Below are 24,386 nucleotides of genomic sequence, written 5' to 3' on the forward strand. Positions count from 1 at the left end.
AAGTGCGAAGTCGAAGGATCTCATGGCTTCGGCGTATGAGATCCTTCGACTCGCTTCGCTCGCTCAGGATGACAGGGCAGGCCGCTCGCTCAGGATGACAATGCAAGCAATCAGCCGGCGATGTCGCCGAGGTGGTGCTGCACGTAGTCGTCGGCCTGGGCGTCGATGGCGTCATAGTCACCGGCATCGGCATGTTCGACGATGGCGAGCGCGTTGTCGAGCAGATCCGGGTTGAGCGCGTTGAGCCAGTGGATCCTCGGGTCGCGGCCGAACCATCCCATCTGTTTGCGGGCCAGACGGCTGGTTTTCTGGGCGATGTCGGCCCAGGCATCCGCCTCCTCATCCCAAAGGCCATCGATCAGATCAATCATCTGCTGGTATCCCAAGGCACGCCCTGCCGTGAAGCCGAGGCGCGGGCGCAGACGGCGCACCTCCTGTTCGAAGCCCTCCTCACGCATGCGCTGGGTGCGGATGGCGATGCGACGGTCCAGTTCCTCGCGCGGCAGGTCAAGGCCGATCTGCACGGAGGGGATGACATAGCGATATCGAGGCAGCGAGGCTGAATACGGCCGCCCGGTCAGCTCGATGACCTCCAGGGCGCGGATGGTGCGCCGAGGGTTGCGCGGATCCATGCGCGCGGCGGCCTCGGGGTCCCTGGCCTTGAGCTCCTCGAAGAGTGCGGTCGCCCCCTCGGTTTTCTCCCGCTCCTCAAGCCGGGCGCGGATCGCCGGGTCGGTGCCGGGGAAGGAGATGTCGTCGATGGCGGCGCGCGCATAGAGGCCGGAGCCACCGACCAGTATCGGCCTGACGCCACGCATTTGCAGGTCGGCGATGACCTCGCGGGCCATCTGCTGGAAGCGCGCGACGGTCATCGTGTCGTCCGGCTCGATCACGTCGATGAGATGGTGCGGCACCTCGGCCTGTTCGTCGGGCGTGGCTTTGGCGGTGCCGATGTCCATGCCGCGATACATCTGGTAGGCGTCCGCGTTCACGATCTCGGCACGTTCGCCGCGGGCGGCCAGCGCCTTGGCGAGCGCGATGCCCAGCCCCGTCTTTCCGGAGGCGGTGGGGCCGACGATGGAGATGACGCGAGGTTCAGTGGCGGACATGGTAGGTCTGCCCGGCTTTGGGATCGGGGTCGGCGATGAGATTGTGCTTGGCGGCGTGCGTGACGGTGGCGGTGACGAAATCGCCGACCTCAGGCATGGGCTCGCCTTCGGGCACGCCGATATGGACGAGCACGCCGGTCCGCTCGCGCCCGGTGACGCGATGGGTGTCGGAGTCCTTCTTGCCCTGTTGGCCGGTGACCATCACCTCGACGTCGCGGCCTTCGAAGCCCTTGAGGTTCTCGGCGGTGATCTCCTCCTGCAAGGCCACCAAACGCTCGAAACGCTCCTGGACCACGTCGTGCGGCACCTGCTCCATCTCGGCGGCCGGCGTGCCGGGGCGCGGCGAATAGATGAAGGTGAAGGCCGAGGAGAAGCGCGCCTCGCGCACGATGTCAAGCGTGGCTTGGAAATCCTCTTCAGTCTCCCCCGGGAATCCGACGATGATATCGGTGGAGATCTGCGCGTCGGGCATGGCCTGGCGCACCTTGGAGAGGATGTCCATGAACCTCGCCGTGCGGTAGGAGCGGCGCATGGCGCGCAGGATCCGGTCGGAGCCGGATTGCAGCGGCATATGCAGCTGGTGCATGACGTTGGGGGTCTCGGCCATCGCGGCGATCACGTCGTCGGTGAAGGCCGCCGGATGCGGCGAGGTGAAGCGCACACGCTCCAGCCCTTCGATATCGCCGCAGGCGCGCAGCAACTTGGAGAAGGCGAATCGGTCTCCGATGCCATATCCGAAGGAGTTGACGTTCTGCCCCAGCAGCGTGACCTCCTTGGCACCGTTCTCGACGCAGGCGCGCACCTCGGCGAGGATGTCGCCCGGGCGACGGTCCCGTTCCTTGCCGCGCGTGGTCGGCACGATGCAGAAGGTGCAGGTGTTGTTGCATCCCACGGAAATCGACACCCAGGAGCTCACGCGCGAGGCGCGCATGGCCGGCAGATCGGAGGGGAAGCATTCGAGTTCGTCGACGACCTCGACCTGCGGCTTGTCGGTGGCGCGGTTCTGGTCGAGGAGCCTGGGCAGCGCGCCGATGTTCTTCGTGCCGAACACAGCCGACACCCACGGGGCCTTCTCTGCGATCTTCTCGCGGTCGAGCTGCGCCATGCAGCCGCCCACGGCGATCTGCAGGTTCGGCCGGTCCATCTTCATGCGGCGGAACAGGCCGACCGTGCCATACATGCGTTCGGCCGCGTTCTCGCGCACCGCGCAGGTGTTGAGCACCACCAGATCGAGATCGTGCGTCTCGACCTGCTCCTCGCTGGCCGGCACGTAGCCGTCGGCTTTGAGCACGCCGGCAATGCGCTCGGAATCATGCACGTTCATCTGGCAGCCGAGCGTGTGGATATGGAACACGCCTTTGCCGCGATCCGGCAGCGCATCGGACCCGGCCGTGGCCGAGGCACGCTCCTGCCCGGTCATCATGTCTTCGTTCATGCGCCCCATCGTATCGGCGGGGCTTGTCAGCGGACGCGGCGCGACTCCGCGGCGTTTCCCCAGGCCGGCAGGTATATTGGAAGGTATTCCATCGATGGCCGACCGACGAAAGACTGACGGACGTGATACTTGACCGAAACAGCCGACTGAAATCCTCCGACCTCAGGGCACGGCTGAAAACGCTGGATCTGGAGGGCGCGAGCTTCAATTCCGATGAGGTCGGCGAATTCATCGATCTCATGCAGGTCTACGAAGGCGCGATGTATGAGATCTCGACGAAGCTGGAGATCCTCGACGACGAGTTCCAGGTGCGTTTCTCCCACGATCCGATCCATCATATGGAGCGCCGCCTCAAGTCCGTCGATTCGATACTGGGCAAACTGCAGCGCCGCGAACTGCCGCTCAACACGCGCGCGATCAAGGACAATCTCTTCGATGTGGCCGGCATCCGCGTGATCTGCAACTATCGCGACGACGTGTATTCGGTGGCGAACTATCTGTCCGCGCAGTCCGACATCCAGGTGCTGCGGGTCAAGGACTACATCAAGAACCCGAAGGTCAACGGATACCGTTCGCTGCACGTCATCTACGCGGTGCCGGTGTTCCTGTCGTCGGGCGCGCATTACACGCCGGTCGAGGTGCAGTTCCGCACGATCGCGATGGATTACTGGGCGTCGCTGGAGCATGCGCTGCGATACAAGACGGATCTGCCGGATGAGAGGTTGGCCGAGCATTCGCAGACGCTGCTCGACTGCGCGCGTTCGCTGCAGAACATCGAGGTGCAGATGCAGAACATCCACCGCGACATCAATGGCGCGCCGCAGGTCGAGGAGGCGCCGAGGAGCTGAGGTCGGCCAAGTCGGCCGAATATGGCAGGGCCCCGGATTCGCGTGAGGCGAATCCGGGGCCCTGCCGTTGGAGAAACTGCGTCAGTCGTTGCTGCTGGCGCCGACGAGGCGCAGCAGATAGAGGAACATGTTCACAAAATCGAGGTAGAGGTTGAGCGCGCACAGGATGGACACGCGCTGGATCATCTCCGGGCCCTGCGACTCGTAGGCGGCGAAGATCGCGCGCGTCTGCTGGGCGTCATACATCGTCATGCCAGCGAAAAGCACCACGCCGATCGCCGCGACGATGCGCAGCGTGGTCTCGGAGGGCGCCACGAACATGAGGATCAGCTGCGTGACGATGAGCACGATCAGACCGACCATGAGAATCGGCCCCATGCGGGTCATGTCCTTCTTCGTGGTCAGCGACAGCATGGTCAGCGCGAGGAAGAACACGGCGCAGATCGCCAACGTGGTCACGACGGTGCCGGGAGCGTAGACACCGAGGATGGAGCTCAAGGTGAAGCCCATCAGCGCGGCGTAGACATAGAACATGAGGCGCGCCGTGGCCGGGCGCATCTTCATGACGCGCACGCCGAGCACCATGGCCAGCGCCACCTGGGCCACGACCAGGCCGATCATGCCGAATGCGCCGGTGGCCATGAGGAAGCGGTAGAGCAGGCCGGTCATCTGGGTGAACAATGCGACGGCCGCCGTGACGATCAGGCCGATGGTCATCTCGCCGTAGGCCTTCGACACGGAGACGCGGCGAGCCTTCTCATAGGCGTAGGCCGCGGATGTGTCGATGGTGGCGGTGCCGCCGCCGGCGTAGGCATACTGCGGGCCGCCGGCCGGAGCGTATTGCCCCGGGGCCTGCTGTCCGTAGGGATATTGGTTGGCGGGCTGGTTGTATCCGTACTGGTTCTGGTTATACTGACCCTGCCCGTATTGCATCTGGGGGTTGAGATTGAGATTGTCGCCGCCCTGGGGCTCATACTGCCCGGTTCCACGCGGCTGCTGGCCAAATGCCATGGTCACTCCTTTGCATCATATCGTGACTCCCATCCTACCGGGGCCAACCTGACGATTCCATGAAAGCAGTGCGCCATGGGCGAACGACGAAATCTCTTACAGCGTGAAGGTATGGGTGACCTTCGACTCATCCGACACCGAGAACAAGGCGGTCACGTCGACGGTGACCGGAGAATCATCTTGAAGCACATAGCCAAGCGTCGCCGTCGCAACGGCACCGGGCTGGACCTCGGCCAAGTAGGAGTTGGCATCGTAGCCGGCCGGAGAGTCCATATAGACCGCCGTGGGCAGCTCGGTGCCATTCTGGAAGGCCTTCGGACTGGTCAGAACCGCGAAGGAATTGTTCTTCGTGGTGTTATTGGTCCATTCGTAGGTCACGAGCACAGTGGGCTTGCCTTCGTAGTCATTGTTGCTGCGAACGGCGGAGACGATCTTGACATGGACGCCTTCAATATCGCCCTCCATGTCCTGCTCGCCTTTCGCGGCGTTATCCGCCTCGGTGCCCTCATTGGAGTCGGTCTTGTTTCCGTCGCTTTTGTCCGCCGGCTGCGAGGTGGTCACGCCCTTTGAATCCTTCACCGCATCGTCAATGGCTTTGCCATACATCGCCTGTGTGCCTAAGCACAGTGCGAAGCTCAGAATCGACACAATGACGCCGGCAACAGCCAGTCCCCTTCCATGGCGCTTGCCACCCTTCTTGGTCGTCACGATGCCAATGACAGCAAAAATCAAGCCCAGCACCGAGAACAGCGGGGTGATGTTATTAACAATCGGCACCCATGAAAGCAAGATACCGACACCTCCGAGAATGAGAGCAGTGACGGCACACGCTGACAGATGAGTCTTCGATGCTTTCTCACCATATCCCGGGGTTTCGGGCTGGGTGGGTGCGAAAGGCTGAGCAGGCTGGGGGTTCTGTTCGGTCATGGTTCCTTCTTTCTCTCTGGTCCCCTATCATTTCCGATCCCTGGGGTCCGGATTGAAATCACGATAAGACAGGGGGGGGGACAACTTTTTCCGTTCTTCCCACGCTAGCGGCGGGCGATGGTTCGCGTCAGTGTACGAACGGCCATATCGGGGTGCACCTTCGGGCAACGCGGGTCCCGGGGACATGCCCGGCCGGCCAATGGCGGCGGGTGACGCGGGGCAATAGAGTGGACGGCATGAGCGAACGAGACGAAGGTCGTATGACCGCCGTTGGCAACGGCATGCCCACAGGGAACGGCCGGATGCCGGGATTTGCCGTCAATGACGAGGTGCCGGTGCGTTCCCGCTGGTGGTGCTCGGCCATCATGGTGCCGCTGGCGGCGTTCATGTGTCTGGCGCAGGTGTCGTTCGCGGCGCAGCCCTATATGCATCCGCCCCAGGGCGGCCGGTTCGTGTGGATGATTCTGGCGACGTTGCTGGGGTTTGTGTTCCCGTTCCTGCTGTTGCTACGCGACCGCCATCCCGAACCGGTGTTCTGGGTTTGCTGCGCGGTCACCGTCGTGTTCCCCTACGATCCGTTGATGGCGATGATGGCGCTGGCCTCGCTGTTGGCGCGGCGTTCGTCGCATACGCGCACAGTGCGCGCGATCGCCGCAGGCGCAGGCGTGGCCGTCTATGCGCAGCTGCGGGATGCCTTGCAGACGGCCGACGCCTCGATATGGCATATGATCTTCGCCAAACCGCACACCGGGCGGAACGGCGTGCCCATCGCCATGCTCACCGATGAGACGACGATTCTGGTCACGGCAGGCGTGTTCGCCGTGATCGAGGTGACAATCGCCACGCTTGTCGGATTGCATATCCGTTCGCGGGCCAATCTCGAAACCGCGAAGGCACAGGCAGACGCGGCCACCACGCACGCGGCCACGCTGCAATCCGACCTCGACGACCAGCATCTGGCGGATGCCATCGCCGCGGAAGCGCATGACACGTTGGCCCATTCGTTGTCATTGCTGGCGCTCAACGCCTCCGCATTGCAGGCCGAGGCGACCAAACTCGGTGAATCGCCGGCTTCAAGCCGCATCGCCAGCAAAGCCGAGGATATCCGCCGTCAGGCCGCCGGTGCCTTGGACGAGGCGCATGCGATCATCGATATGCTGCGCCACCCGGCCACGGCATGGCAGCAGCTTGCTCCGGGAGACGAAACCGCGCTGACGCGCGAATCGCTGGGAGAGCTCATCGGACAGGCACGCACCGCCGGCATGCGATTGGACACATGGATCGACATCCATCAGCTCAGCGAGCTGGACGATGCCACCGCCAAGGTCGCCTACCGGGCGATTCAGGAGGGGCTGACGAATGCGCGCCGCCACGCGCCCGGCGCGCCGGTCTCGCTGGAGGTGGATGTCTCGCCCACTTCGGGAATTCACGTGCATCTGTCCAATCCGGCGACATCCGAAAACTCCGCCAGCACCGCGTCCAACCCCGTCGCCGATGCCGTATCCGACGCCATGTCCGACGGCGCCCACACCCCCTCCGCCGACCCCTCGCCGTCCCGCCCCGCGCATGTCGGCGCAGGTCTGGCAGGGCTGACGGCCCGTGCGCAGTCGGTCGGCGGCACCTGCCGACATGGACTTGACGAGCGTGGCGCGTTTCACTTGGACGTGCATCTGCCTTGGCGTGCGAGTGCGGACCAGCACCGCCACATCGCTGATAGGTAAGATGGCATCCGTGAGCGAAACGAGACAAGGGACACCCGTGCGCGTCAGCGTCATCGACGACGATCCGATGATATGCCAGGCGATGAGCCTGATCCTCACCGACTACTCCGACGGCCGCATCGCCGTCGTCTCCACCTCGACCGATGGCGCGGACGCCGTGGCGCGCGCCGCCGAGGAGCATCCGGATGTCGTGCTGATGGACATCGCCATGCCCGGGGTCGATGGCATCGAGGCGACACGTCGCATGCGCGCCCTGCCCCAGCCACCTCATGTGCTGATCCTGACCTCGCTGTCGCCCGGCAACACCGTGGAACGAGCGGTGGAGGCGGGCGCGGAAGGTTTTGTCTCGAAAACAGACGCACCGGACGACATCATCCGCCGTGTGATCGGCGTGACCGAGGGCGCGCCGCAATTCAACACCGCCAGCCAGCGCCAGCTGATCGGCGATCTCAACGCCGCCCAGCCACGCTCGCGGCGCGACGCGGCCCGCGCCCTGCTCGACGCGTTGCCCGAACGCGAGCGCCAAGCCGTGCTGCTCGCCGCCGAGGGATGCACGAATGCGGAAATCGCCGCACAGATGTTCATCTCGGAGCGCACGGCGAAGGCGCACCTGTCGAGCGCCGGCGACAAGCTCGCGATGGGACGCGTGCAGATGGCGCGGCTGGTCGAGCGGGCGGATCTGCCGGCGCGCGGATAACGGAGCGGATAACAAGTAAGAGCCGGAATCGCCCCGTCGGAATGCGATTCCTACGCCTGCGCGGAATCGACGAGCTCGATGTCGACGTCGGCCATCTCGCGGCGGGCCGCCTCGCCGAGTTCCGCGGAAACCGGCACGGTCAGATCGGTGAACACACGCACGTCGTAGCCAAGGCGCTGCGCATCGAGCGCGGTTTCCTTGACGCAGTGGGATTCGGCGATGCCGACCACATCGACCGCGCTGACATCGGCGTCGGCGAGCGCATTGGCCAGCGTATGCCCCGCCTCAAGCCCGGCCTCGACCTCGGCGCGCGTCTGGATGGCGTCGGAATTGTCCTCGATGCCTTCGAAACCGGAATACGCCGCCGAATACTGGCCCTTCTTGAAATGGTGCTCGATGCCGAGCGCCGCGATCGCCGGGTGCAGCGCGGCGTTCGGCGTGCCCGCCTTGCCATGCACGGGCCAAGTGTCGACGAAGTCGGGCTCGTCGGACCAGTGCGAGCCCGGTTCGATATGCCAGTCCTGCGTGGTGGCGATGTAGACATAGTCGGAGCGATGGGCCGCGACGAAGGCGGCGATGCGCTCGGCGACGGCATTGCCGCCGTCCACACCGAGTTCGCCTCCCTCGCAGAAAGTCGGCTGCACATCCACCACGATAAGAGCTCTGCGCGTCATATCATCCTCGTTTTCGTTGTTCGAAGAGGGCCGTTTCCGTTCCACGACCTGTCTTAATTCACAGTATCGTCGTCCTCGGCATGGCGGGCGCGGATGAGGTCGAGGGCGTGAGACAGATCCGCGGGATATTCCGCGCAAACAGTGGTCCACACATGGGTGCGCGGATGTCGGAACTCAAGGCGGGTGGCGTGCAGCCACTGGCGTTCGAGGCCAAGGGCGGCGGCCAACACGGGATTGGCGCCATACATCGGGTCCCCCACCAGGGGGTGCCCGATCGAGGAGAAATGCACGCGGATCTGATGCGTGCGCCCGGTCTCCAGATTGACCTTGACCAGCGTGGCCTCGGAGCCGAAGCGCTCCATCACATCCCAATGGGTGACGGCTGGTTTGCCCGCCGGCGTGACGCAGAAGCGGAAGTCGGAGACCTTGGCGCGCCCGATCGGTGCCTCGATCGTGGCTTTGTTCTGCTTCAGACGCCCTTGCGCAAGCGCATGGTAGGTTTTGACGACCTCATGCTCGGCGAACTGCCGGCGCATCTCGACATAGGCGAGTTCGGATTTGCATACGAGCATCAAGCCGGAGGTGCCCACGTCAAGCCGGGAGACGATGCCTTCGCGCCCCGCCGCGCCATAGGAAGTGATATGCACGCCGCGGTCTCTCAAGGAACCGAGCACGGTGGGGCCGGTCCAGCCGACCGAGGCATGCGCGGCGACGCCCACGGGCTTGTCGACCACGACCACGTCCTCGTCCTCATAGACGACGGCCATGTCGTTGCAGATGGGCTCGGGCTCATGGATTTCCTCGGCGATATCGAATTCGACGGTATCCCCCGCCATCAGCGCGCCGGAACGCGCGATATCGCGCCCAAGCACGCGCGCCTGACCGGAGTCGATGAGGTCGGCGGCCTTGGAACGGGACACACCGAGCATCTTGGAGACGGCGACATCAAAACGCTTGCCGATGAGGGCGTCGGGGGCGGGCACCATGCGGGACGGCATCAGGCATCACGCTCCTGCGCGACGGCTGCGTCAGCCGCGTCGGCAATGGATCGATCACCGCCATCCGATTCAGCCGGCGTATCCGGGACCTGCGAGGCAAGCCGCTCCTGCCGCTCCACGGAGCGGGCGGAGAAGGGCACGTCGAGCACCAGCATGACGACGATGCCAATGCCCGCGGCCATGAGGAAGACATCGGCGACATTGCCCACCGACCAGCCGTAGTCAAGGAAATCGACGACCTTGCCATTGAGGAAACCATCGGCATAGGCCACGCGGTCGATGAGATTGCCCAACGCGCCGGCGAATGCCAATGACAGCAGCGCGGTCCAGCGCATCGACACCGTGCGCACGGCGAGCACGGCGAGCACGACGCAGGCGGCGATGGCCAGCAGCGAGATCATCCATGTCGCCGAGGACCCCATGCCCAGCGAGGCGCCGGGATTATGCACAAGCGTGAACGACAGCAGGCCTGGGATGACGCGCACGCTCCGCCCGTCGGCCAATGCGATCTGCGCCCACATCTTGGTGAGTTGGTCGATGGCCAGCGCGGCCACCGCAATGCATGCGAAGACGGCCGCGCGCACGCGCAGCCGTCTTCCTTGGTTGTCCTTATGGACCATATCGAGGTCAGTCCCGGATCACTTGCCCGCCTGCTCGGTGCTGGCGTAGTTGTTCGTATCGGTGACCTGGGAGACCAGCTGGCCGAGGAACTCGGTCAGGCGAGCGCGATATTCGGTCTCGAACTGCTTGAGGCCCTGGATGTTGCCCTCGACGACCTTGGCCTGCTGGGCGAGGTTGTCGCGCACCTGCTGGGCGTAATCGTCGGCGGCGTTGCGCGTGTTCCTCGAGTATTCCTCGGACTCGGCGCGCACCTTCCTGTCGTTCTCGGCGGCGCGGTTCTGCACGTCGGTCTCGTACTGATCGGCGTCGGAGTGCTTGTCCTTCGAATAGACGTCGGCATCCTGACGGGTCCTGACCGAGTATTCGTCGGCTTCCTGACGGGTCTTGGCCGAATAGGCATCCGCATCCTGATGGATCTGGGCGGACTGCGCGTCGGCGTCCTTATGCGTCTGATCCGCATAGGCGTCCGCATCGGAACGGGTCTTCGCTGAATAAGCATCGGCATCCTGATGGACCTGGGCGGAATACGCGTCGGCGTCCTTATGCGTCTGATCCGCATAGGCGTCCGCATCGGAACGGGTCTTCGCCGAATAAGCATCAGCATCGGTGTGGACGCGCTCGTTGTACTGGTCGGCCTCGGAGCGGGTGCGGTCGGAGTAGTCGTTGGCCTTGGTGACCAGCTCCTCGTACTTGGCCTGGCTGGCGTCGGTGATCTCCTTGGCCTTGGCCTTGCCCTTGTCGACGTACTGGTCGTGCAGCTGCATGGCCAGCGTGAGCATCGCGGTGGCACGCTCCGGGTCGGAGGCCGCGGAGCCGGCGGCGCCGGCGATCTTCTGCAGGCTGCCGGTCTCGGTGTTCGGCTCGACCTTGGCCACCTGCTCGCGCAGCTGCTCTTCGCGCTGGCGCGCCTCGGCGAGCTGACGCGTCAGGTCCTCGACCTGCGAGGCGGCCTGCTGCGCGTCGGCGAGCTGACGGCTCAGATCCTCTCTCTGGGCGCGGAACTGATCACGCTCGGACTGGACAGCGGCGATCTGCTGGGAGACGGCGTCCTGATCGCCGGAGGCCTGCGCCACCTGAGCGGTCAGCTGGTCGACCTGCGCGGACAGACGGTCCGCCTGGTCCTTGAGCTGCTCGTTGGCCGCGGCCAGCGTGTGGTTGGATTCCTCGGCCTCGGCAAGCTTGGCGGCATTGGCCTGCGCGATCTCCTGGGCGGCCTTGACTGCTTCATCATCGCCGGAGGCGGCGGCCTGAGCGGCCTTGAGGCCTTCGTTCTCCTGGGAGAGCTGCTGCACCTGCGCGGTCAGCTCGGAGATCTTCGTGTTCAGTCCGGCGACATCCGGGCCGAGCGACTGGGTCGCCTGTCCGCCCGAGACCGCCTGCTTGCCCAGCGCCTCGACCGTCTCCGTGATCTGGTCCAGGAAGTCGTCGACCTCGTCGACGTCGTATCCTTCCTTGAAACGGACCGTGGAGAAGGTATGGGTCCTAATGTCCTGCGGCGTCAAGAGAGCCATAAATCATACACCTCGCTTTGGGGCTGTGCCTCGCTGTGTTGGTATCAGCACACAACTCTATCACGCATTGCGCCCACAGCGGCCGCCATATTCCCCATGCGGGGCCATGTTCCCGGTCATAGGATGACCTGAAGCACCACCAGCGCGAAATACAGGACGATGAAGCTCACGTCGAAGGCGATCGGCCCCATCTGCAGCGGGGGGATGTAGCGGCGCAGCCAGCGCAGCGGAGGTTCCGTGAGACGGTAGACGATGTCGATCAGCGAGGCGGCGATGCCGCGCGGATACCAGCGCGGGGCGAGCATGCTGGTCCAGTCGAGGATCATGCGCGCGAAGAGCACCATGATATAGGCGCCGATGAGAACGTCGAGGATGCGGGAAATCAGCAGAAGCAGCATGCCACCCCACAATACACAACGCGCCCGAAAGCACGGGCGCGTTGAAGAAAGCGATGCGGGCCGGAACGGGGCTCAGTCGGCGAACAAATCGTGCGCGGAACCGGCGGAGGAGGGCTCCTCGACCTTGATGTTCACCTGGGCCGGGCTCAGGAGGAACACGCGCGGGGTGACGCGCTCGATGGAGCCGCGCACGCCGAAGACGACGCCGGCGGAGAAGTCGACGATGCGATAGGCGACGGCCTCGGCCACGCCCGTCAGATTGAGGACGACCGGCACGCCGTCGCGAATCGCGCGGCCGACGAGCTGCGCGTCCTCATAGGACTTGGGGTGGATCGTCGTGATGCGGCTGACACGGCTCTGGAAGGGATTCGACTCGCGCGAGGCCGAGGGCGCGGTCACGGCCGGAGCGGCGGACGACATCGGCGTGACGGAGTGGTCCGAGTCGAAGGAAGAGGTCTTCGCCTCCGGCTCCTCGTCGAGGAGGTCATCGTCCTCGGCCACGTCGGTCATGCCCAGATAGGACATCGCGTTCTTCATGAAGCCTGCCATATCGGTGTCCTTTCGGTTCAGCGAAGGAAGTCGGGGATGTCAAGGTCGCCCGGATCGTTGGCGCTGATGGCCGGGTGCTCGGAGGTCGAGTCGTCCAGCGGCATCGAGGCGGCATCGCCGGAGATCGGAGCGAAATCGGGCACCGTCGGCGTGGCCTGGGCCCCGGGCTGCGCTTCGGAGGATCCGGACCGGCCGTTGCCGGCGTTGTCCGCGGCATCGGCGGCCGGCGTGGCCACGGGCTGGACGGCCGGCTGCGCGCCGGCCTTCTTCGATGCCATATCGAACCCGGCGGCGATGACGGTGATGCGCACCTCGTCGCCATAGGCGTCGTCGAGGGCCAGGCCCCAGATGATCTGCGCCTCGGGATGGATGGCCTTGCGCACCAGCTCGACGGCGGCGGAGGCCTCCTGGATGCCGATGTCGGTCGGGCCGGCCACATTGATCAGCGCGCCGTGGGCGCCTTCGATGCTCTCCTCGAGCAGCGGCGAGCTGATGGCCAGCTCGGCGGCCTGGGTGGCGCGATCTTCGCCGCGCGCGGAGCCGATGCCGAACAGGGCCGTGCCCGCGCCCCGCAGGATGGCGGTGACATCGGAGAAGTCGACATGGATGTAGGAATTGGAGGTGATGAGGTCCGTGATGCCCTGCACGCCCGCCAGCAGCGCCGTGTCCGCGGTTTTGAAAGCGTCCATGATGCTGATCGTGCGATCGGAAAGCTCGAGCAGACGGTCGTTGGGGATGACGATCAGCGCATCGACCTCGTTGCGCAGATTGTCGATGCCCAGATCGGCGGAGGCCGCGCGCTGCGGGCCTTCGAAGGAGAACGGACGCGTGACGACGGCGATGGTCAGGGCACCCTGCTGCTTCGCCGCGCGCGCGACGATCGGGCTGGCGCCGGTGCCGGTGCCGCCGCCCTCGCCGCAGGTCACGAAGACCATGTCGGCGCCCTTGAGGGACTCCTCGATGTCGGACTGGTGGTCCTGCGCCGCCTTGCAGCCCTTCTCCGGGTCGGCGCCGGCGCCCAGGCCTCGGCTGGAGGCATCGGACAGCGAGATCTTCACATCGGCGTCGGAACGCAGCAGATCCTTCGCATCGGTGTTGATCGCCACGAACTCGACGTTCTGCAGTCCCTCTGCGATCATGCGGTTGACGGCGTTGCCGCCGGCGCCACCGACACCGACGACCTTGATATTGGTCTTGTCGTTGAACTCAGGCTGGGCAATCTCGCTCACGTCAATTCTCCTGTCCACACTTCACGGTTACGCCCAACAATAGCGCAGGGGCACGCCGTTTCGACGCATATCGTCAGGCGTGTGTGCCCCATTCGGCCCTAGGATTCCCCATGAGTCCCCACGGACGTCCATGGAGTCGGCGGGCTGCGATGCTCAGTAGCCGGCGTCGAGCGGATCGTCGCCGAACAGGGCCTCCCGCTCGGCATGCGTGGTGGTGCGCGAATCGAGCCATCCATAGGGCAGATGGACCTTCTTGGCGAAGCGCACGCGGCCGCGCGGCTTGTCGACCACGCGCGGCGGGAAGACGATCGACGGATCGAGCCTGCCGATCTCGCGCTCCACGTCGGCGAGCGTCTCGCACTCCATGAAGGCCTTGCGCGTCGAGCCGCCCACCGGGAAGCCCTTCAAATACCAGGCGATGTGCTTGCGCAGATCATGCACGGCCATGCGCTCGTCGCCGTCGTAGAACTCGGCCAACAGGCGCGCATGGCGCGCGATGACCGCGCACACCTCGCCGAGCGTGGGGTTGATGCGTTCGTCGGAGCCCTCGAAGGCTCGCTTGATGTCGGCGAACAGCCATGGCCGGCCCTGGCAGCCGCGGCCGATGGCCACGCCGTCGCAGCCGGTTTCGCGGATCATCGCAATCGCATCGTCGGCGCCCCAGATATCCCCGTTGCCGAACACCGGGATGTCGAGGGCGGTCTTGAGCTCGCCGATACGGGACCAGTCGGAGTGTCCGCCGTAATATTCGGCCGTGGTGCGCGCATGCAGCGTGACGGCGGCGCACCCCTCCTCCTGGGCGATATGCCCGGCTTCGAGGAAGGTCTCGTGCGCATGGTCGATGCCGACCCTGATCTTCGCGGTGACCGGAACCCCGGCCGGCTCGCACACGGCGACGACACGGCGCAGCAGCTCGGTGAAGATGTCGGTTTTCCATGGCAGGGCCGAGCCGCCGCCACGGCGGGTGACCTTGGGCACAGGGCAGCCGAAGTTGAGGTCGACATGATCCGCCATGCCCTCGTCGATGACGATTCTGGCGGCCTGTTCGGTGATCGAGGGGTTGACGCCGTAGAGCTGCAGCGAACGGACGCGTTCGCTGGGCGCGAAACGGGTCAGGCGCAGCGCCTTGGGATTGCGGGCGACCAACGCGCGGGCCGTGATCATCTCCGCGACATAGAGGCCGTCGGGACCGTATTCCTCGCAGATCACGCGGAACGGCCAGTTCGTCACCCCCGCCATCGGAGACAGCACGACGGGCGTCGGCACCGTGATGTTCCCGAGCCGCACCGGCGCGATTACCGGCTTTTTGTCATCGCGATGTTCCCCGTCATCCTGAGCAGAGCCCGAATAGCCCTTGTTCTCATCCTGAACAGGGCCTGCACCACTCTTCTTGTCATCCTGAGCGGAGCCCGTCAGGGCGGAGCCGAAGGATCCCGAACGCGGATCCTCCCCGGTCCGGCAGTCCTCGCGCACGTCATATACATATTCGTGTTCAGGCATGGCTGTCCTTTGCATAGCGCCGTTATGCCAGCGAAGCGAGCCGGGGAATCCGGATGCGGTGGGCATGGGGATTCTTCGACTCGCTTCGCTCGCTCAGAATGACGAAACGGAACTCCGCTCGCTCAGAATGACAAAAGGGGGCTCGCTCACTCGGAATGACAAGAGGAGAGCTCCGGTCATGGGGTGACGAGGCCGTTAACTCAGTAGAGGCCGCCGGCTTCCTGGATATGGACGGATTCCGGCCATGCCTCGCCGCCCATGGAGACGGGCTTGGCCGGCACGGACACGCGCTTCTCTCCGATGCGCTCGGCGACGTAATCGCGCACCTTGTCGAGCGCGACGCGTTCCTGGGCCATCGTGTCGCGGTCGCGGATCGTCACGGCCTGGTCATCGAGCGTGTCGAAGTCGACGGTGATGCACAGCGGGGTGCCGATCTCGTCCTCGCGGCGGTAGCGGCGGCCGATGGCGCCGGCCTCGTCGTAGTCGATCATCCACTCGTTCTGCCTCAGGTCGGAGGCGAGCCTCTGGGCCACGTTCTGCAGCTCGGGCTTCTTGCTCAGCGGCAGCACGGCGGCCTTGACCGGGGCCAGGCGCGGATCGAGGCGCAGCACCGTGCGCTTGTCGACGCCGCCCTTGGTGTTCGGCGCCTCGTCCACGTCGTAGGCGTCGACGAGGAAGCACATGAGGGAACGGGTCAGACCGGCGGCCGGTTCGATGACATAGGGAATGTACTTCTCGCCGGTGGCCTGGTTGAAGTAGCTCAGGTCCTCGCCGGAGTGCTTCGAATGGGCCGTCAGGTCGAAGTCGGTGCGGTTGGCGATGCCCTCGAGCTCGCCCCAGTCGGAGCCCTGGAAACCGAACTTGTATTCGATGTCGACGGTGCGCTTCGAGTAGTGGGAGAGCTTCTCCTTGGGATGCTCGTAGTGGCGCAGGTTCTCCGGCTTGACGCCGAGGTCGATGTACCACTGCGTGCGCGCGTCGATCCAATACTGGTGCCAGTCCTCGTCGGTGCCGGGCTCGACGAAGAACTCCATCTCCATCTGCTCGAACTCACGGGTGCGGAAGATGAAGTTGCCGGGCGTGATCTCGTTGCGGAAGGACTTGCCCATGTTCGCGATGCCGAACGGCGGCTTGGAGCGCGAGGAGGTCATGACGTTCTTGAAGTCCACGAAGATGCCCTGCGCGGTCTCGGGACGCAGATAATGCAGGCTGTTCTCGTCCTCGACCGGTCCCAGATGCGTGCGCAGCATCATATTGAAGTCACGCGGCTCGGTCCACTGGCCGCGGGTGCCGCAGTCGGGGCACGCGATGTCCTTGAGGCCGTTCTCCGGCAGCTGGTCGCCATGCTTCTCGGCATAGGATTCCTCGAGCTTGTCGGCGCGGTTGCGCTTGTGGCAGTTGAGGCATTCGACGAGCGGATCGTTGAACACGCTCACATGTCCCGAGGCCACCCACACGGCCGGCGGCAGGATGATGGAGGTGTCCACGCCGACGACGTCGCCGCGCGTGACGACCATCGAACGCCACCATTCGCGCTTGATGTTGTCCTTCAGCGCCACGCCGAGGGGACCGTAGTCCCATGCGGAACGGGTGCCGCCGTAGATCTCGCCGGCGGGGAACACGAATCCGCGGCGTTTGGCGAGGGAGACGACTTCATCGAGTTTGGACTGAGCCACAATGCACCTTCTGGTTTGAACGGTTTGGGGTCTGGTTACAACCGCCCCACAATACCGTCACTGTCTGACACGGCGCGGCGTCAGATCAGGTCCTTGGGATCGAGTTGGAACCGCAGCTCGCCGCGTTCGCGCGAGGCGACGTGGCGCGCCACCTCGCGGCGCAGACGCTCGGCCAGCTCGGCGCGGCAGGATATGGGCGCGCGCACGACCGCCTTGACGCGGTCGGCGGTTCCCTCGAGTTCGCGTGCGTCGACGGTGCGCGGCTGTGGTATCGGCACAGGTCCCAGCACGGCGGGCAGGTCCATCGCCGCCGGAGCGCCGTTCGACGCGCCCCCCTCCCCGGCCGATGGAGCCGCGAGCACGACGGCCATATCGCCGCCGAGCGCGCCGACGTGGCGCAGCAAACCGCCCACGGCGTCGCGCCGGCCCCACACGCAGGCGGCCGCCAACGCCGGCGGCAGCCCGGTCTCGGCCCGTTCCGCCAGTTCGCGGGCGGCCAGCAGCGACGAATCCCACAACATCAGCGACTGCGCGATGACGGGGTCGCTTTCCCCCAGCAGCAGGGCCTGGCCGCCGCGCGCCCTGGGCGCGCACAGCGAGACGGCCCGCATCCAGTCGGCCAGCGTGTCGACGCGCGCATCCACCCCGGGTTTGTACAGGCTCGTCCAGGCGTCGAGCACGGCCACGGCGGCATATTCGCCGTCCAGCCCGCCCGGCGTGCGCACCCGCGGCTCGGCGCCGGGCGTGGCCACGGCGATCATCGGTCCCGCCGGAATCTCTCGCACCACTCCCCCGGGCTGCGAAGGACTCGACAGCACGATGCGCACGCCGCGGAACAGTCCCTGCAATTCGGCCGCGGTGCCGGCCGCGCCGACGCGCACGACCCTCAGTCGTTCGCCTTGGCAATGCGGGCAGACCCAGTTGACCGCGGCCTTGCCGCACCAGCGGCAGCGCGGCACACGCGCGCCGGCGGCATGTTCCAGAGGCCCGGTGCAGCGCGGACAGCGGGCCTGGCGCAGGCACTTGGCGCAGCTGAGCGCATCGGCCACGCCGTCGGCGGGAATCGAGAACAGCACGGGCCCGGCATCGAGGGCCTGCCGGATGTTGGCGACGGCGGTGTGCGGCACGCGCGCGCCGATGCTCGGGTCGGCCAGACGCGCCAGCTCGGCGCGGTTGAGCCAGCGGATCCACGGGCTGACGTCCTTGGCCACGGTCGGCAACGGGCGGATGGCCTCGGAAGGGCCGGTCAGCTCGATGTCCTCCAGCCGCCCCGCGACCTCGCGTTGGCTGATCGGGCTGCGCGCGTTGGCAAGCGCGACGAACACGCCGCCGCGCCGACGGGCCCGCAGCCGCAGCACGCCGCGCGCCTGCGCATAGGGCATCATGCCGTCGGCCTGCTGATAGGCGATGTCGTCCATGATGGCGAACAGGGCCGGCCCCTCGACCGGAGCGTACATGGCGGCGCGCGAGCCGATCACGCAGCGGACCTGCCCGGTGGCGGCCGCGAAATAGGCCCGGTATCGGTCGGCGGCCGGCATCTGGGCGTTCAGCACGGCCACATCGCCGCGCCAGCCGCCGGCCCCGGTGTTCTCGCCGCCCTTCGGCGGGGCGAAGGGCTTGAGTCCCAGCGCACGCAGGGCGGCCATCACGTCCTCGGTCTCCTTGACGCCGGGCAGCACGACCACGGCCGGGCGGCCCGCGGCGAGCGCGGTCGCGGCCATCCACGCCAGGCATCGGGCGGCCTGGCCGACGCCTGGCAACGGGTCGAGGACGAAGGATGCGAATCCGGTGGAGCGCAGGGCGTTATGCAGGCGCGCCGCACGGTCATAGGAGGCGAACATGGCGGCATCGGCATGGCTCAGGGCCTCGTCCTGGGCGCTGCCATTGCATTCGCCGCCGACCGGGGGCCGTGAGAACGAGGAGACCAACCGTTGTTCGGCCTCCACCTTGGCCACGCGCGGAGGCACGGCGAGGCGCAGGATATTGGCGCGCGTGCCGCCATAGGCGTCGGCGATGGCGGCGATGTCGCCGCGCAGGGATTCGGGCACGAGGATATCGGGGCTCAGCACACGCTCGAGATATCGCAGGGCCGAGGCGGCGGTGTGGCTTTGCGAAGCGCGTTCCCATATCACGCCGGACACACGGCGGCCGCCGAATCGCACGCGCACCAGCGCGCCGGGGCGGGCATCCTCGGATTGCCGCTCGTCGACGAGATAGTCGAAGGTCTGGCCCAGATGCGTGGCCTGCACATCGAGCACGACGCGGGCGATCGGGTTTTCCGCCGCCGGCGTGTGGACCGTGGGCGCGCGGCGCCGGCGCTTGCGCGGGGCCAGCCCGTCAAGCGCCGGCTGCTCGGCGTCCATCGTGCTCATGGATTACATGATACTTATCGCTTCAGAGCCACCAAGGACGAAGAGGATAGGTGGCGCCGTGGCCGACCGGCGGCTTGACGCAGAGGTATTGGTGGATCTGGATGGTGTTGAGCTCGAAGTTGAGCGCGCATCCGGCCATGTAGAGGCCCCACAGGCGGGCCTTGGGCTCGCCGACCATCGCGGCCGCCTCGCTCCAGTGCTCCTGCAGGTTGGCGTTCCAGCGGTGCAGGGTCATCGCGTAATGCTGGCGCAGGTTCTCCTCATGGATCACCTCGAAGCCGGTGTCGTGGATCTTCGTCTCGATCTCGCCCGGAGAGGCGAGCTCGCCGTCGGGGAAGATATACCGGTCGATGAACGGACCGGCCGATTTGCCCACATAGGAGTTCGTGCGCGTGATCTGATGGTTGAGCAGCATGCCCTCGGGCTTGAGCTTGTCGTAGATCTCCTGGAAGTAGGCCGGGTAATGCCTGACGCCGACATGCTCCATCATGCCCAGCGAGCAGATGCCGTCGAAATCGCCCTCGGGCACGTCGCGGTAGTCCATGAGTCGGATCTCGGCGAGATCCTCCAGACCTTCTCGGCGGATCCAATCCTGGCCCCAGGCGACCTGCTCCTCGGCCAGCGTCACGCCGAGCACATGGATGCCGCGCTTGGCGGCCTCGATCTCCATCGAGCCCCAGCCGCAGCCGATGTCGAGCAGCCGGTCGCCGGGCTTCAGGTTCAGTTTGTCGAGCACGAGGTCGAGCTTGCGCTTCTGCGCCTCTTCGAGCGTGTCGTTGGGCGAGTCGAACACCGCGCAGGTATAGGTCATGGAGGGACCCAGGAACATGCGGTAGAAGTCGTTCGACTGGTCGTAGTGATAGCTGACCGTGGCAGCGTCGCCGGCCTTCGAATGCGGCGTCAGCCCCTCGGCGAGACGCTTCAACTTGCTCGGCCCTTCGATCGAGGGCGCCGCCGGATGATGGATGCCGTGCGAAGCGACGGTCGCCAATGCCCGCGCCAGACCGGCGGGATTGGGCCTGCGCGTATGGCCCTTGAGCGAGGTCAGCTGTTTGAACACCTCGTAGGGATCGCCGGGCTTCAGATCCGGCGAATCGATGTCGCCCTGCAGATAGGCGCGTGCCAATCCCAGTTCGTTAGGATTGTCGACCATGTAATACACGGCGCGCGAATTGCGCACGACCAGATGCAGCGGAGCGTCGGACGGACCGAAGGACGATCCGTCGAAGGCGTCGATTCTCAGCGGAGTGTCGTCCTTGAGGAACAAGGCGACCATATCGCATACGGACATACCGGACATAGATGAACCTCCCGACCCCTAGAAAAACACCAAACCACAGGTGAAGCGTAGTACCGCTTTCTCAAGGAAACGCCGGTTTTCTCGCAGAGGATATTTCCTCGAATATGACGCGGGCCCGACCGGTGAGTGCCGGTCGGGCCCGCGGAAAGGATGTCACATCACAGCGCGGCGATGGCCGCCTTGAGTTCGTCGACCCTGTCGGTGCGCTCCCAGGGGAATTCGGCGTCGTCGCGTCCGAAATGGCCGTATGCGGCGGTCTCCTCGTAGATCGGACGCTTCAGGTCGAGCTCGTCGATGATGGCGGCGGGGCGCAGGTCGAAGACCTTGCGCACGGCGGCGGCGATCTGCCCGCGGGTCACGCCGATCTCGGAGCCGAAGGTCTCGACGTTGACGCTGACCGGTTCGGCGACGCCGATGGCATAGGCCACCTGCACCTCGACCTTGTGCGCCAGCCCGGCGGCGACGATGTTCTTGGCCACCCAGCGCGTCGCATAGGCGGCGGAACGGTCGACCTTGCTCGGGTCCTTGCCGGAGAAGGCGCCGCCGCCATGATGGGCCGCGCCGCCATAGGTGTCGACGATGATCTTGCGTCCGGTCAGTCCGGCGTCCGCGGCCGGGCCGCCGAGCACGAAGGAACCGGTCGGGTTGACCAGCTGGCGGTAATCGTCATGACGCACCCCGTCGCCCAGGGCCTCGTCGAGCACCGGGTCGATGACATGCTCCTTCAATTGCGAGGCCAGCCACTCCCGCGTGGCCTCGGGATCATGCTGGGTGGAGATCAGCACGGTGTCGATGCGCATCGGGCGGTCGTCGGCGTCGTATTCGACGGTCACCTGGGTCTTGCCGTCGGGGCGCAGATGCGGCACCTCGCCGCTTTTGCGCACCTGCGCCAGGCGGAAGGCGAGACGGTGCGCCAGATAGATCGGCAGCGGCATCAGCGTCTTCGTCTCGTCGGTGGCGTATCCGAACATCACGCCCTGATCGCCGGCGCCCTGCGCCTCATATCGCTCCTCGCGGCTGGCGGTGGATTCCCTGTCCCCCGCCAGCCGGCGCACGCCTTGGTTGATCTCGGCGCTCTGCCCGGTGATGGCCACGACCACACCGCAGGAGTCGGCGTCGAGCCCCACTTCGGAGGAGGTGTAGCCGATGCGCCGCAGCACCTCGCGCACCTTGGACTGCACGTCGACGTATCCCTCGCTCGTCACCTCGCCGAACACCATGAACACGCCGGTGGCCGCGCAGGTCTCGACGGCGACATGGGAGGTGGGATCCTGGGCCAGCAGATCGTCGAGGATCGCGTCGGAAATCTGATCGCAGACCTTGTCGGGGTGCCCCTCGGTCACCGACTCGGCGGAGATCAGCTTGCGTTCTGTCATATCATCCCTCTTTCGGACTTATCGCCCCGCGCATGGCGGGGCACAATGATACGGCGATAAAAATAGTCGCCGCCTTGCCCGCAGGCAAGACGGCGACCTGAAAAGTTACGTCGAGGGCGAAACCGACGGTCAGTTGCCCTCGCTCATATCGTCCTCGCCGAGCGTCTCCTCGAGCAGGCCGTCGTTGATCTCGCGGAACGCGATCGACAGCGGCTTCTCCTGGTTCTGGTATTCGACCAGCGGGCCCACGTTCTGCAGCAGGCCCTCGTTGAGCTGGGTGAAATAGGAGTTGATCTGGCGCGCGCGCTTGGCCGCGAAGATCGCGAGCGCGTACTTCGAGTCGGCGTGCTCCATGAGATCGTCGATCGGCGGGTTCGCAAGTCCGGTCGGGGTGGGTGCGGTGCCAAAAGCCATGTGAATTCTCCTACGCGCGTGTTCCTTTAGGTCAAGCCAAGTGGATTATAGCCGCGGCGCCGGACCTGTTCCCATGCCCCGCCTTGCGTGCGCGGCCATTCCACCATGTGGGTGGCGGCTTGGGAGTGTCCCGTTGGAGGACTTGAATGGAAGGCATGGAAATGCGCTCTGAAAAAATCATGAAAGGTCGCGTCTTCGCAGGCGCGCGAGCCCTCTACCGTGCGGCGGGCGTCAGCGGCGACGATATGGGCAAGAAGCCGATCATCGCCATCGCCAACTCCTTCGACGAGTTCCTGCCCGGACACGTGCACCTCAACAAGGTGGGACGCATCGTCTCCGACGCCATCAAGGAGGCCGGCGGCATCCCGCGCGAGTTCAACACGATGGCCGTCGACGACGGCATCGCCATGGGCCACACCGGCATGCTCTACTCGCTGCCGAGCCGCGACATCATCGCCGACACCGTCGAATACCAGTGCAACGCGCACTGCGCCGACGCGCTGATCTGCATCCCGAACTGCGACAAGGTGGTGCCGGGCATGCTCATGGCCGCGCTGCGCCTGAACATCCCCACCGTCTTCGTCTCCGGCGGCCCGATGGAGGCCGGCACCACCGTGCTGGCCGACGGCACCGTGAAGAAGAACACCGACCTCATCTCCGTGATGTATGCCACCGCCGACGACAACGTGTCCGAGGAGGACCTGCTGGCCTACGAGAAGACCGTGTGCCCCACCTGCGGCTCCTGCGCCGGCATGTTCACGGCCAACTCGATGAACTGCCTGACCGAGGCCATCGGCCTGGCCCTGCCCGGCAACGGCACCATCCTGGCCTCCCATGGCTTCCGCAAGGACCTGTTCAAGCGCGCCGCGCAACAGGTCGTCAAGATCGCGCACCAGTACTACGACGAGGACGACGCCTCCGTGCTGCCGCGCTCCATCGCCACCAAGAAGGCCTTCGAGAACGCGATGACCATGGATGTGGCCATGGGCGGCTCCACCAACACCGTGCTGCATATCCTCGCCATGGCGCAGAGCGCCGACGTGGACTTCACGCTCGACGACATCGAGCGCATCAGCCACACCGTGCCCTGCATCTGCAAGGCCAGCCCCTCCGGCAAGTGGGAGATCTCCGACGTGCATCGCGCCGGCGGCATCACCGGCATCCTGGGCGAGCTCGACCGCGCCGGCAAGCTGCACCGCGACGTGCATTCCATCGACTACAGGACGCTCGAGGACAAGCTCAACGATTGGGACGTCATGCGCCCCACCTGCACCGAGGAAGCCAGGCACATGTATCTGGCGGCTCCGGGCCATATCGTCTCCCCCGAACCGTGGACGCATGAGACCCTGTTCGATTCGCTCGACACCGACCGCGTCAACGGCGCCATCCACGACATCGACCATCCGGAGATCCACGAAGGTGGTCTGGCCGTGCTGCGCGGCAACCTCGCGCCCGACGGCTGCGTGGTCAAGACCGCGGGTGTGCCCGAGGAGATCTGGAAGTTCCGCGGACCGGCGCTGGTCGTCGAATCGCAGGAGCAGGCCATCGAGGTCATCCTCAACGACACCCTGAAGCCCGGCATGGCGCTTGTCATCCGCTACGAGGGCCCGAAGGGCGGCCCGGGCATGCAGGAGATGCTCTACCCGACCTCCTTCGTCAAGGGCAAGGGCATCGGCAAGCAGGTCGCCATGCTCACCGACGGCCGCTACTCCGGCGGCTCCTCCGGCCTGGCCATCGGCCACATCGCCCCCGAGGCCGCGAACAAGGGACCGATCGCGCTCATCAAGACCGGCGACATCATCGATATCGACATCGAGAACCGTTCGGTGAACGTGGAGCTGACCGACGACCAGCTGGCCGAGCGCCGCGCCGAGCTCGAAGCCGGCGACGGCTATGTGGCCCACCGCGACCGCCATGTGAGCCAGGCGCTCAAGGCGTATGCCGCCTTCGCCCGCTCCGCGGACAAGGGTGCCACCAGGGACCCGGAGCTGATCAATAGGCTTTCGGGACTCGCCTGAGC

General features: G+C 65.7%; 21 protein-coding genes and 1 riboswitch. Of the genes, 4 read left to right on the top strand and 17 right to left on the bottom strand.

Annotated elements, in window-relative coordinates:
- Positions 1-110 precede the first annotated feature (110 nt).
- On the bottom strand, positions 111-1,109 hold the full coding sequence (gene miaA, locus AC1AUD_RS10840; RefSeq protein WP_476574398.1) for a tRNA (adenosine(37)-N6)-dimethylallyltransferase MiaA: 999 nt from the start codon (positions 1,107-1,109) through the stop codon (positions 111-113).
- Entirely contained in the window at positions 1,096-2,544 is a 1,449-nt protein-coding gene (gene miaB, locus AC1AUD_RS10845) for a tRNA (N6-isopentenyl adenosine(37)-C2)-methylthiotransferase MiaB (protein WP_476574399.1), read from the bottom strand. The genes miaA and miaB overlap by 14 nt, the downstream gene beginning before the upstream one ends.
- Before the next feature lie 113 nt (positions 2,545-2,657).
- Between miaB and AC1AUD_RS10850 the strand changes: the two genes are divergently transcribed.
- Entirely contained in the window at positions 2,658-3,392 is a 735-nt protein-coding gene (locus tag AC1AUD_RS10850) for a GTP pyrophosphokinase (protein WP_476574433.1), read from the top strand.
- 81 nt (positions 3,393-3,473) lie between these two features.
- On the opposite strand, the gene AC1AUD_RS10855 is transcribed toward AC1AUD_RS10850, so the two are convergent.
- Entirely contained in the window at positions 3,474-4,403 is a 930-nt protein-coding gene (locus AC1AUD_RS10855) for a Bax inhibitor-1/YccA family protein (protein WP_476574400.1), read from the bottom strand.
- A gap of 96 nt (positions 4,404-4,499) precedes the next feature.
- Entirely contained in the window at positions 4,500-5,330 is an 831-nt protein-coding gene (locus tag AC1AUD_RS10860) for a DUF5067 domain-containing protein (protein WP_476574401.1), read from the bottom strand.
- Positions 5,331-5,695: 365 nt separating this feature from the next.
- Here AC1AUD_RS10860 and AC1AUD_RS10865 point away from each other — a divergent pair, with 365 nt between their 5' ends.
- Together AC1AUD_RS10865 and AC1AUD_RS10870 are read left to right on the top strand one after the other, a co-directional pair.
- On the top strand, positions 5,696-7,051 hold the full coding sequence (locus AC1AUD_RS10865) for a sensor histidine kinase (RefSeq protein ID WP_476574434.1): 1,356 nt from the start codon (positions 5,696-5,698) through the stop codon (positions 7,049-7,051).
- Between the two features lies 1 nt (position 7,052).
- On the top strand, positions 7,053-7,748 hold the full coding sequence (locus AC1AUD_RS10870; RefSeq protein ID WP_476574402.1) for a response regulator transcription factor: 696 nt from the start codon (positions 7,053-7,055) through the stop codon (positions 7,746-7,748).
- Between the two features lie 50 nt (positions 7,749-7,798).
- On the opposite strand, the gene AC1AUD_RS10875 is transcribed toward AC1AUD_RS10870, so the two are convergent.
- From AC1AUD_RS10875 to rpoZ, 13 genes are all read right to left on the bottom strand, one after another.
- On the bottom strand, positions 7,799-8,422 hold the full coding sequence (locus AC1AUD_RS10875) for an isochorismatase family protein (RefSeq protein ID WP_476574403.1): 624 nt from the start codon (positions 8,420-8,422) through the stop codon (positions 7,799-7,801).
- Positions 8,423-8,475: 53 nt separating this feature from the next.
- Positions 8,476-9,420: an RluA family pseudouridine synthase gene (locus AC1AUD_RS10880; protein ID WP_476574404.1), complete on the bottom strand. Its 945-nt coding sequence runs from the start codon at positions 9,418-9,420 to the stop codon at positions 8,476-8,478.
- Positions 9,420-10,040, bottom strand: coding sequence for a signal peptidase II (locus AC1AUD_RS10885; protein WP_476574405.1), 621 nt, complete (start codon positions 10,038-10,040; stop codon positions 9,420-9,422). The genes AC1AUD_RS10880 and AC1AUD_RS10885 overlap by 1 nt, the downstream gene beginning before the upstream one ends.
- Positions 10,041-10,058: 18 nt before the next feature.
- On the bottom strand, positions 10,059-11,552 hold the full coding sequence (locus AC1AUD_RS10890) for a DivIVA domain-containing protein (RefSeq protein ID WP_476574406.1): 1,494 nt from the start codon (positions 11,550-11,552) through the stop codon (positions 10,059-10,061).
- A 116-nt stretch (positions 11,553-11,668) separates the two neighbouring features.
- Positions 11,669-11,950, bottom strand: coding sequence for a YggT family protein (locus tag AC1AUD_RS10895; RefSeq protein WP_476574407.1), 282 nt, complete (start codon positions 11,948-11,950; stop codon positions 11,669-11,671).
- Positions 11,951-12,022: 72 nt separating this feature from the next.
- On the bottom strand, positions 12,023-12,499 hold the full coding sequence (locus AC1AUD_RS10900) for a cell division protein SepF (protein ID WP_476574408.1): 477 nt from the start codon (positions 12,497-12,499) through the stop codon (positions 12,023-12,025).
- A 17-nt stretch (positions 12,500-12,516) separates the two neighbouring features.
- Positions 12,517-13,728 carry a cell division protein FtsZ gene (ftsZ, locus tag AC1AUD_RS10905; RefSeq protein WP_476574409.1) on the bottom strand — a complete coding sequence of 404 codons (1,212 nt, stop codon included), beginning with the start codon at positions 13,726-13,728 and terminating at the stop codon, positions 12,517-12,519.
- Between the two features lie 153 nt (positions 13,729-13,881).
- Positions 13,882-15,228: a tRNA dihydrouridine synthase DusB gene (gene dusB, locus AC1AUD_RS10910; RefSeq protein WP_476574410.1), complete on the bottom strand. Its 1,347-nt coding sequence runs from the start codon at positions 15,226-15,228 to the stop codon at positions 13,882-13,884.
- 200 nt (positions 15,229-15,428) lie between these two features.
- Complete coding sequence (locus AC1AUD_RS10915) at positions 15,429-16,904, bottom strand: glycine--tRNA ligase (RefSeq protein ID WP_476574411.1); 1,476 nt, start codon at positions 16,902-16,904, stop codon at positions 15,429-15,431.
- An 80-nt stretch (positions 16,905-16,984) separates the two neighbouring features.
- Positions 16,985-19,276, bottom strand: a complete 2,292-nt coding sequence (locus AC1AUD_RS10920; RefSeq protein ID WP_476574412.1) for a primosomal protein N' family DNA-binding protein — start codon at positions 19,274-19,276, stop codon at positions 16,985-16,987.
- A 22-nt stretch (positions 19,277-19,298) separates the two neighbouring features.
- Complete coding sequence (locus tag AC1AUD_RS10925; protein WP_476574413.1) at positions 19,299-20,576, bottom strand: class I SAM-dependent methyltransferase; 1,278 nt, start codon at positions 20,574-20,576, stop codon at positions 19,299-19,301.
- Between the two features lie 158 nt (positions 20,577-20,734).
- Entirely contained in the window at positions 20,735-21,952 is a 1,218-nt protein-coding gene (metK, locus tag AC1AUD_RS10930; RefSeq protein ID WP_476574414.1) for a methionine adenosyltransferase, read from the bottom strand.
- A riboswitch (SAM riboswitch) is annotated at positions 21,948-22,005 on the bottom strand. (Overlaps the previous gene by 5 nt.)
- A gap of 76 nt (positions 22,006-22,081) precedes the next feature.
- On the bottom strand, positions 22,082-22,366 hold the full coding sequence (gene rpoZ, locus AC1AUD_RS10935) for a DNA-directed RNA polymerase subunit omega (RefSeq protein WP_476574415.1): 285 nt from the start codon (positions 22,364-22,366) through the stop codon (positions 22,082-22,084).
- Positions 22,367-22,527: 161 nt separating this feature from the next.
- On the opposite strand from rpoZ, the gene ilvD reads away from it, so the two are divergent.
- On the top strand, positions 22,528-24,384 hold the full coding sequence (ilvD, locus tag AC1AUD_RS10940; RefSeq protein WP_476574416.1) for a dihydroxy-acid dehydratase: 1,857 nt from the start codon (positions 22,528-22,530) through the stop codon (positions 24,382-24,384).
- Positions 24,385-24,386 lie beyond the last annotated feature (2 nt).

The organism is Bifidobacterium sp. LH_730, from assembly GCF_056355835.1.

Excerpts from the sequence above, each read along its gene's own strand:
- miaA (WP_476574398.1), bottom strand. The coding sequence starts at position 1,109 with ATGTCCGCCACTGAACCTCGCGTCATCTCCATCGTCGGCCCCACCGCC.
- miaB (WP_476574399.1), bottom strand. The coding sequence starts at position 2,544 with ATGAACGAAGACATGATGACCGGGCAGGAGCGTGCCTCGGCCACGGCC.
- AC1AUD_RS10855 (WP_476574400.1), bottom strand. The coding sequence starts at position 4,403 with ATGGCATTTGGCCAGCAGCCGCGTGGAACCGGGCAGTATGAGCCCCAG.
- AC1AUD_RS10860 (WP_476574401.1), bottom strand. The coding sequence starts at position 5,330 with ATGACCGAACAGAACCCCCAGCCTGCTCAGCCTTTCGCACCCACCCAG.
- AC1AUD_RS10865 (WP_476574434.1), top strand. The coding sequence starts at position 5,696 with ATGGTGCCGCTGGCGGCGTTCATGTGTCTGGCGCAGGTGTCGTTCGCG.
- AC1AUD_RS10870 (WP_476574402.1), top strand. The coding sequence starts at position 7,053 with ATGGCATCCGTGAGCGAAACGAGACAAGGGACACCCGTGCGCGTCAGC.
- AC1AUD_RS10875 (WP_476574403.1), bottom strand. The coding sequence starts at position 8,422 with ATGACGCGCAGAGCTCTTATCGTGGTGGATGTGCAGCCGACTTTCTGC.
- AC1AUD_RS10880 (WP_476574404.1), bottom strand. The coding sequence starts at position 9,420 with ATGCCGTCCCGCATGGTGCCCGCCCCCGACGCCCTCATCGGCAAGCGT.
- AC1AUD_RS10885 (WP_476574405.1), bottom strand. The coding sequence starts at position 10,040 with ATGGTCCATAAGGACAACCAAGGAAGACGGCTGCGCGTGCGCGCGGCC.
- AC1AUD_RS10890 (WP_476574406.1), bottom strand. The coding sequence starts at position 11,552 with ATGGCTCTCTTGACGCCGCAGGACATTAGGACCCATACCTTCTCCACG.
- AC1AUD_RS10895 (WP_476574407.1), bottom strand. The coding sequence starts at position 11,950 with ATGCTGCTTCTGCTGATTTCCCGCATCCTCGACGTTCTCATCGGCGCC.
- AC1AUD_RS10900 (WP_476574408.1), bottom strand. The coding sequence starts at position 12,499 with ATGGCAGGCTTCATGAAGAACGCGATGTCCTATCTGGGCATGACCGAC.
- dusB (WP_476574410.1), bottom strand. The coding sequence starts at position 15,228 with ATGCCTGAACACGAATATGTATATGACGTGCGCGAGGACTGCCGGACC.
- AC1AUD_RS10920 (WP_476574412.1), bottom strand. The coding sequence starts at position 19,276 with ATGAGCACGATGGACGCCGAGCAGCCGGCGCTTGACGGGCTGGCCCCG.
- AC1AUD_RS10925 (WP_476574413.1), bottom strand. The coding sequence starts at position 20,576 with ATGTCCGGTATGTCCGTATGCGATATGGTCGCCTTGTTCCTCAAGGAC.
- metK (WP_476574414.1), bottom strand. The coding sequence starts at position 21,952 with ATGACAGAACGCAAGCTGATCTCCGCCGAGTCGGTGACCGAGGGGCAC.
- rpoZ (WP_476574415.1), bottom strand. The coding sequence starts at position 22,366 with ATGGCTTTTGGCACCGCACCCACCCCGACCGGACTTGCGAACCCGCCG.
- ilvD (WP_476574416.1), top strand. The coding sequence starts at position 22,528 with ATGCGCTCTGAAAAAATCATGAAAGGTCGCGTCTTCGCAGGCGCGCGA.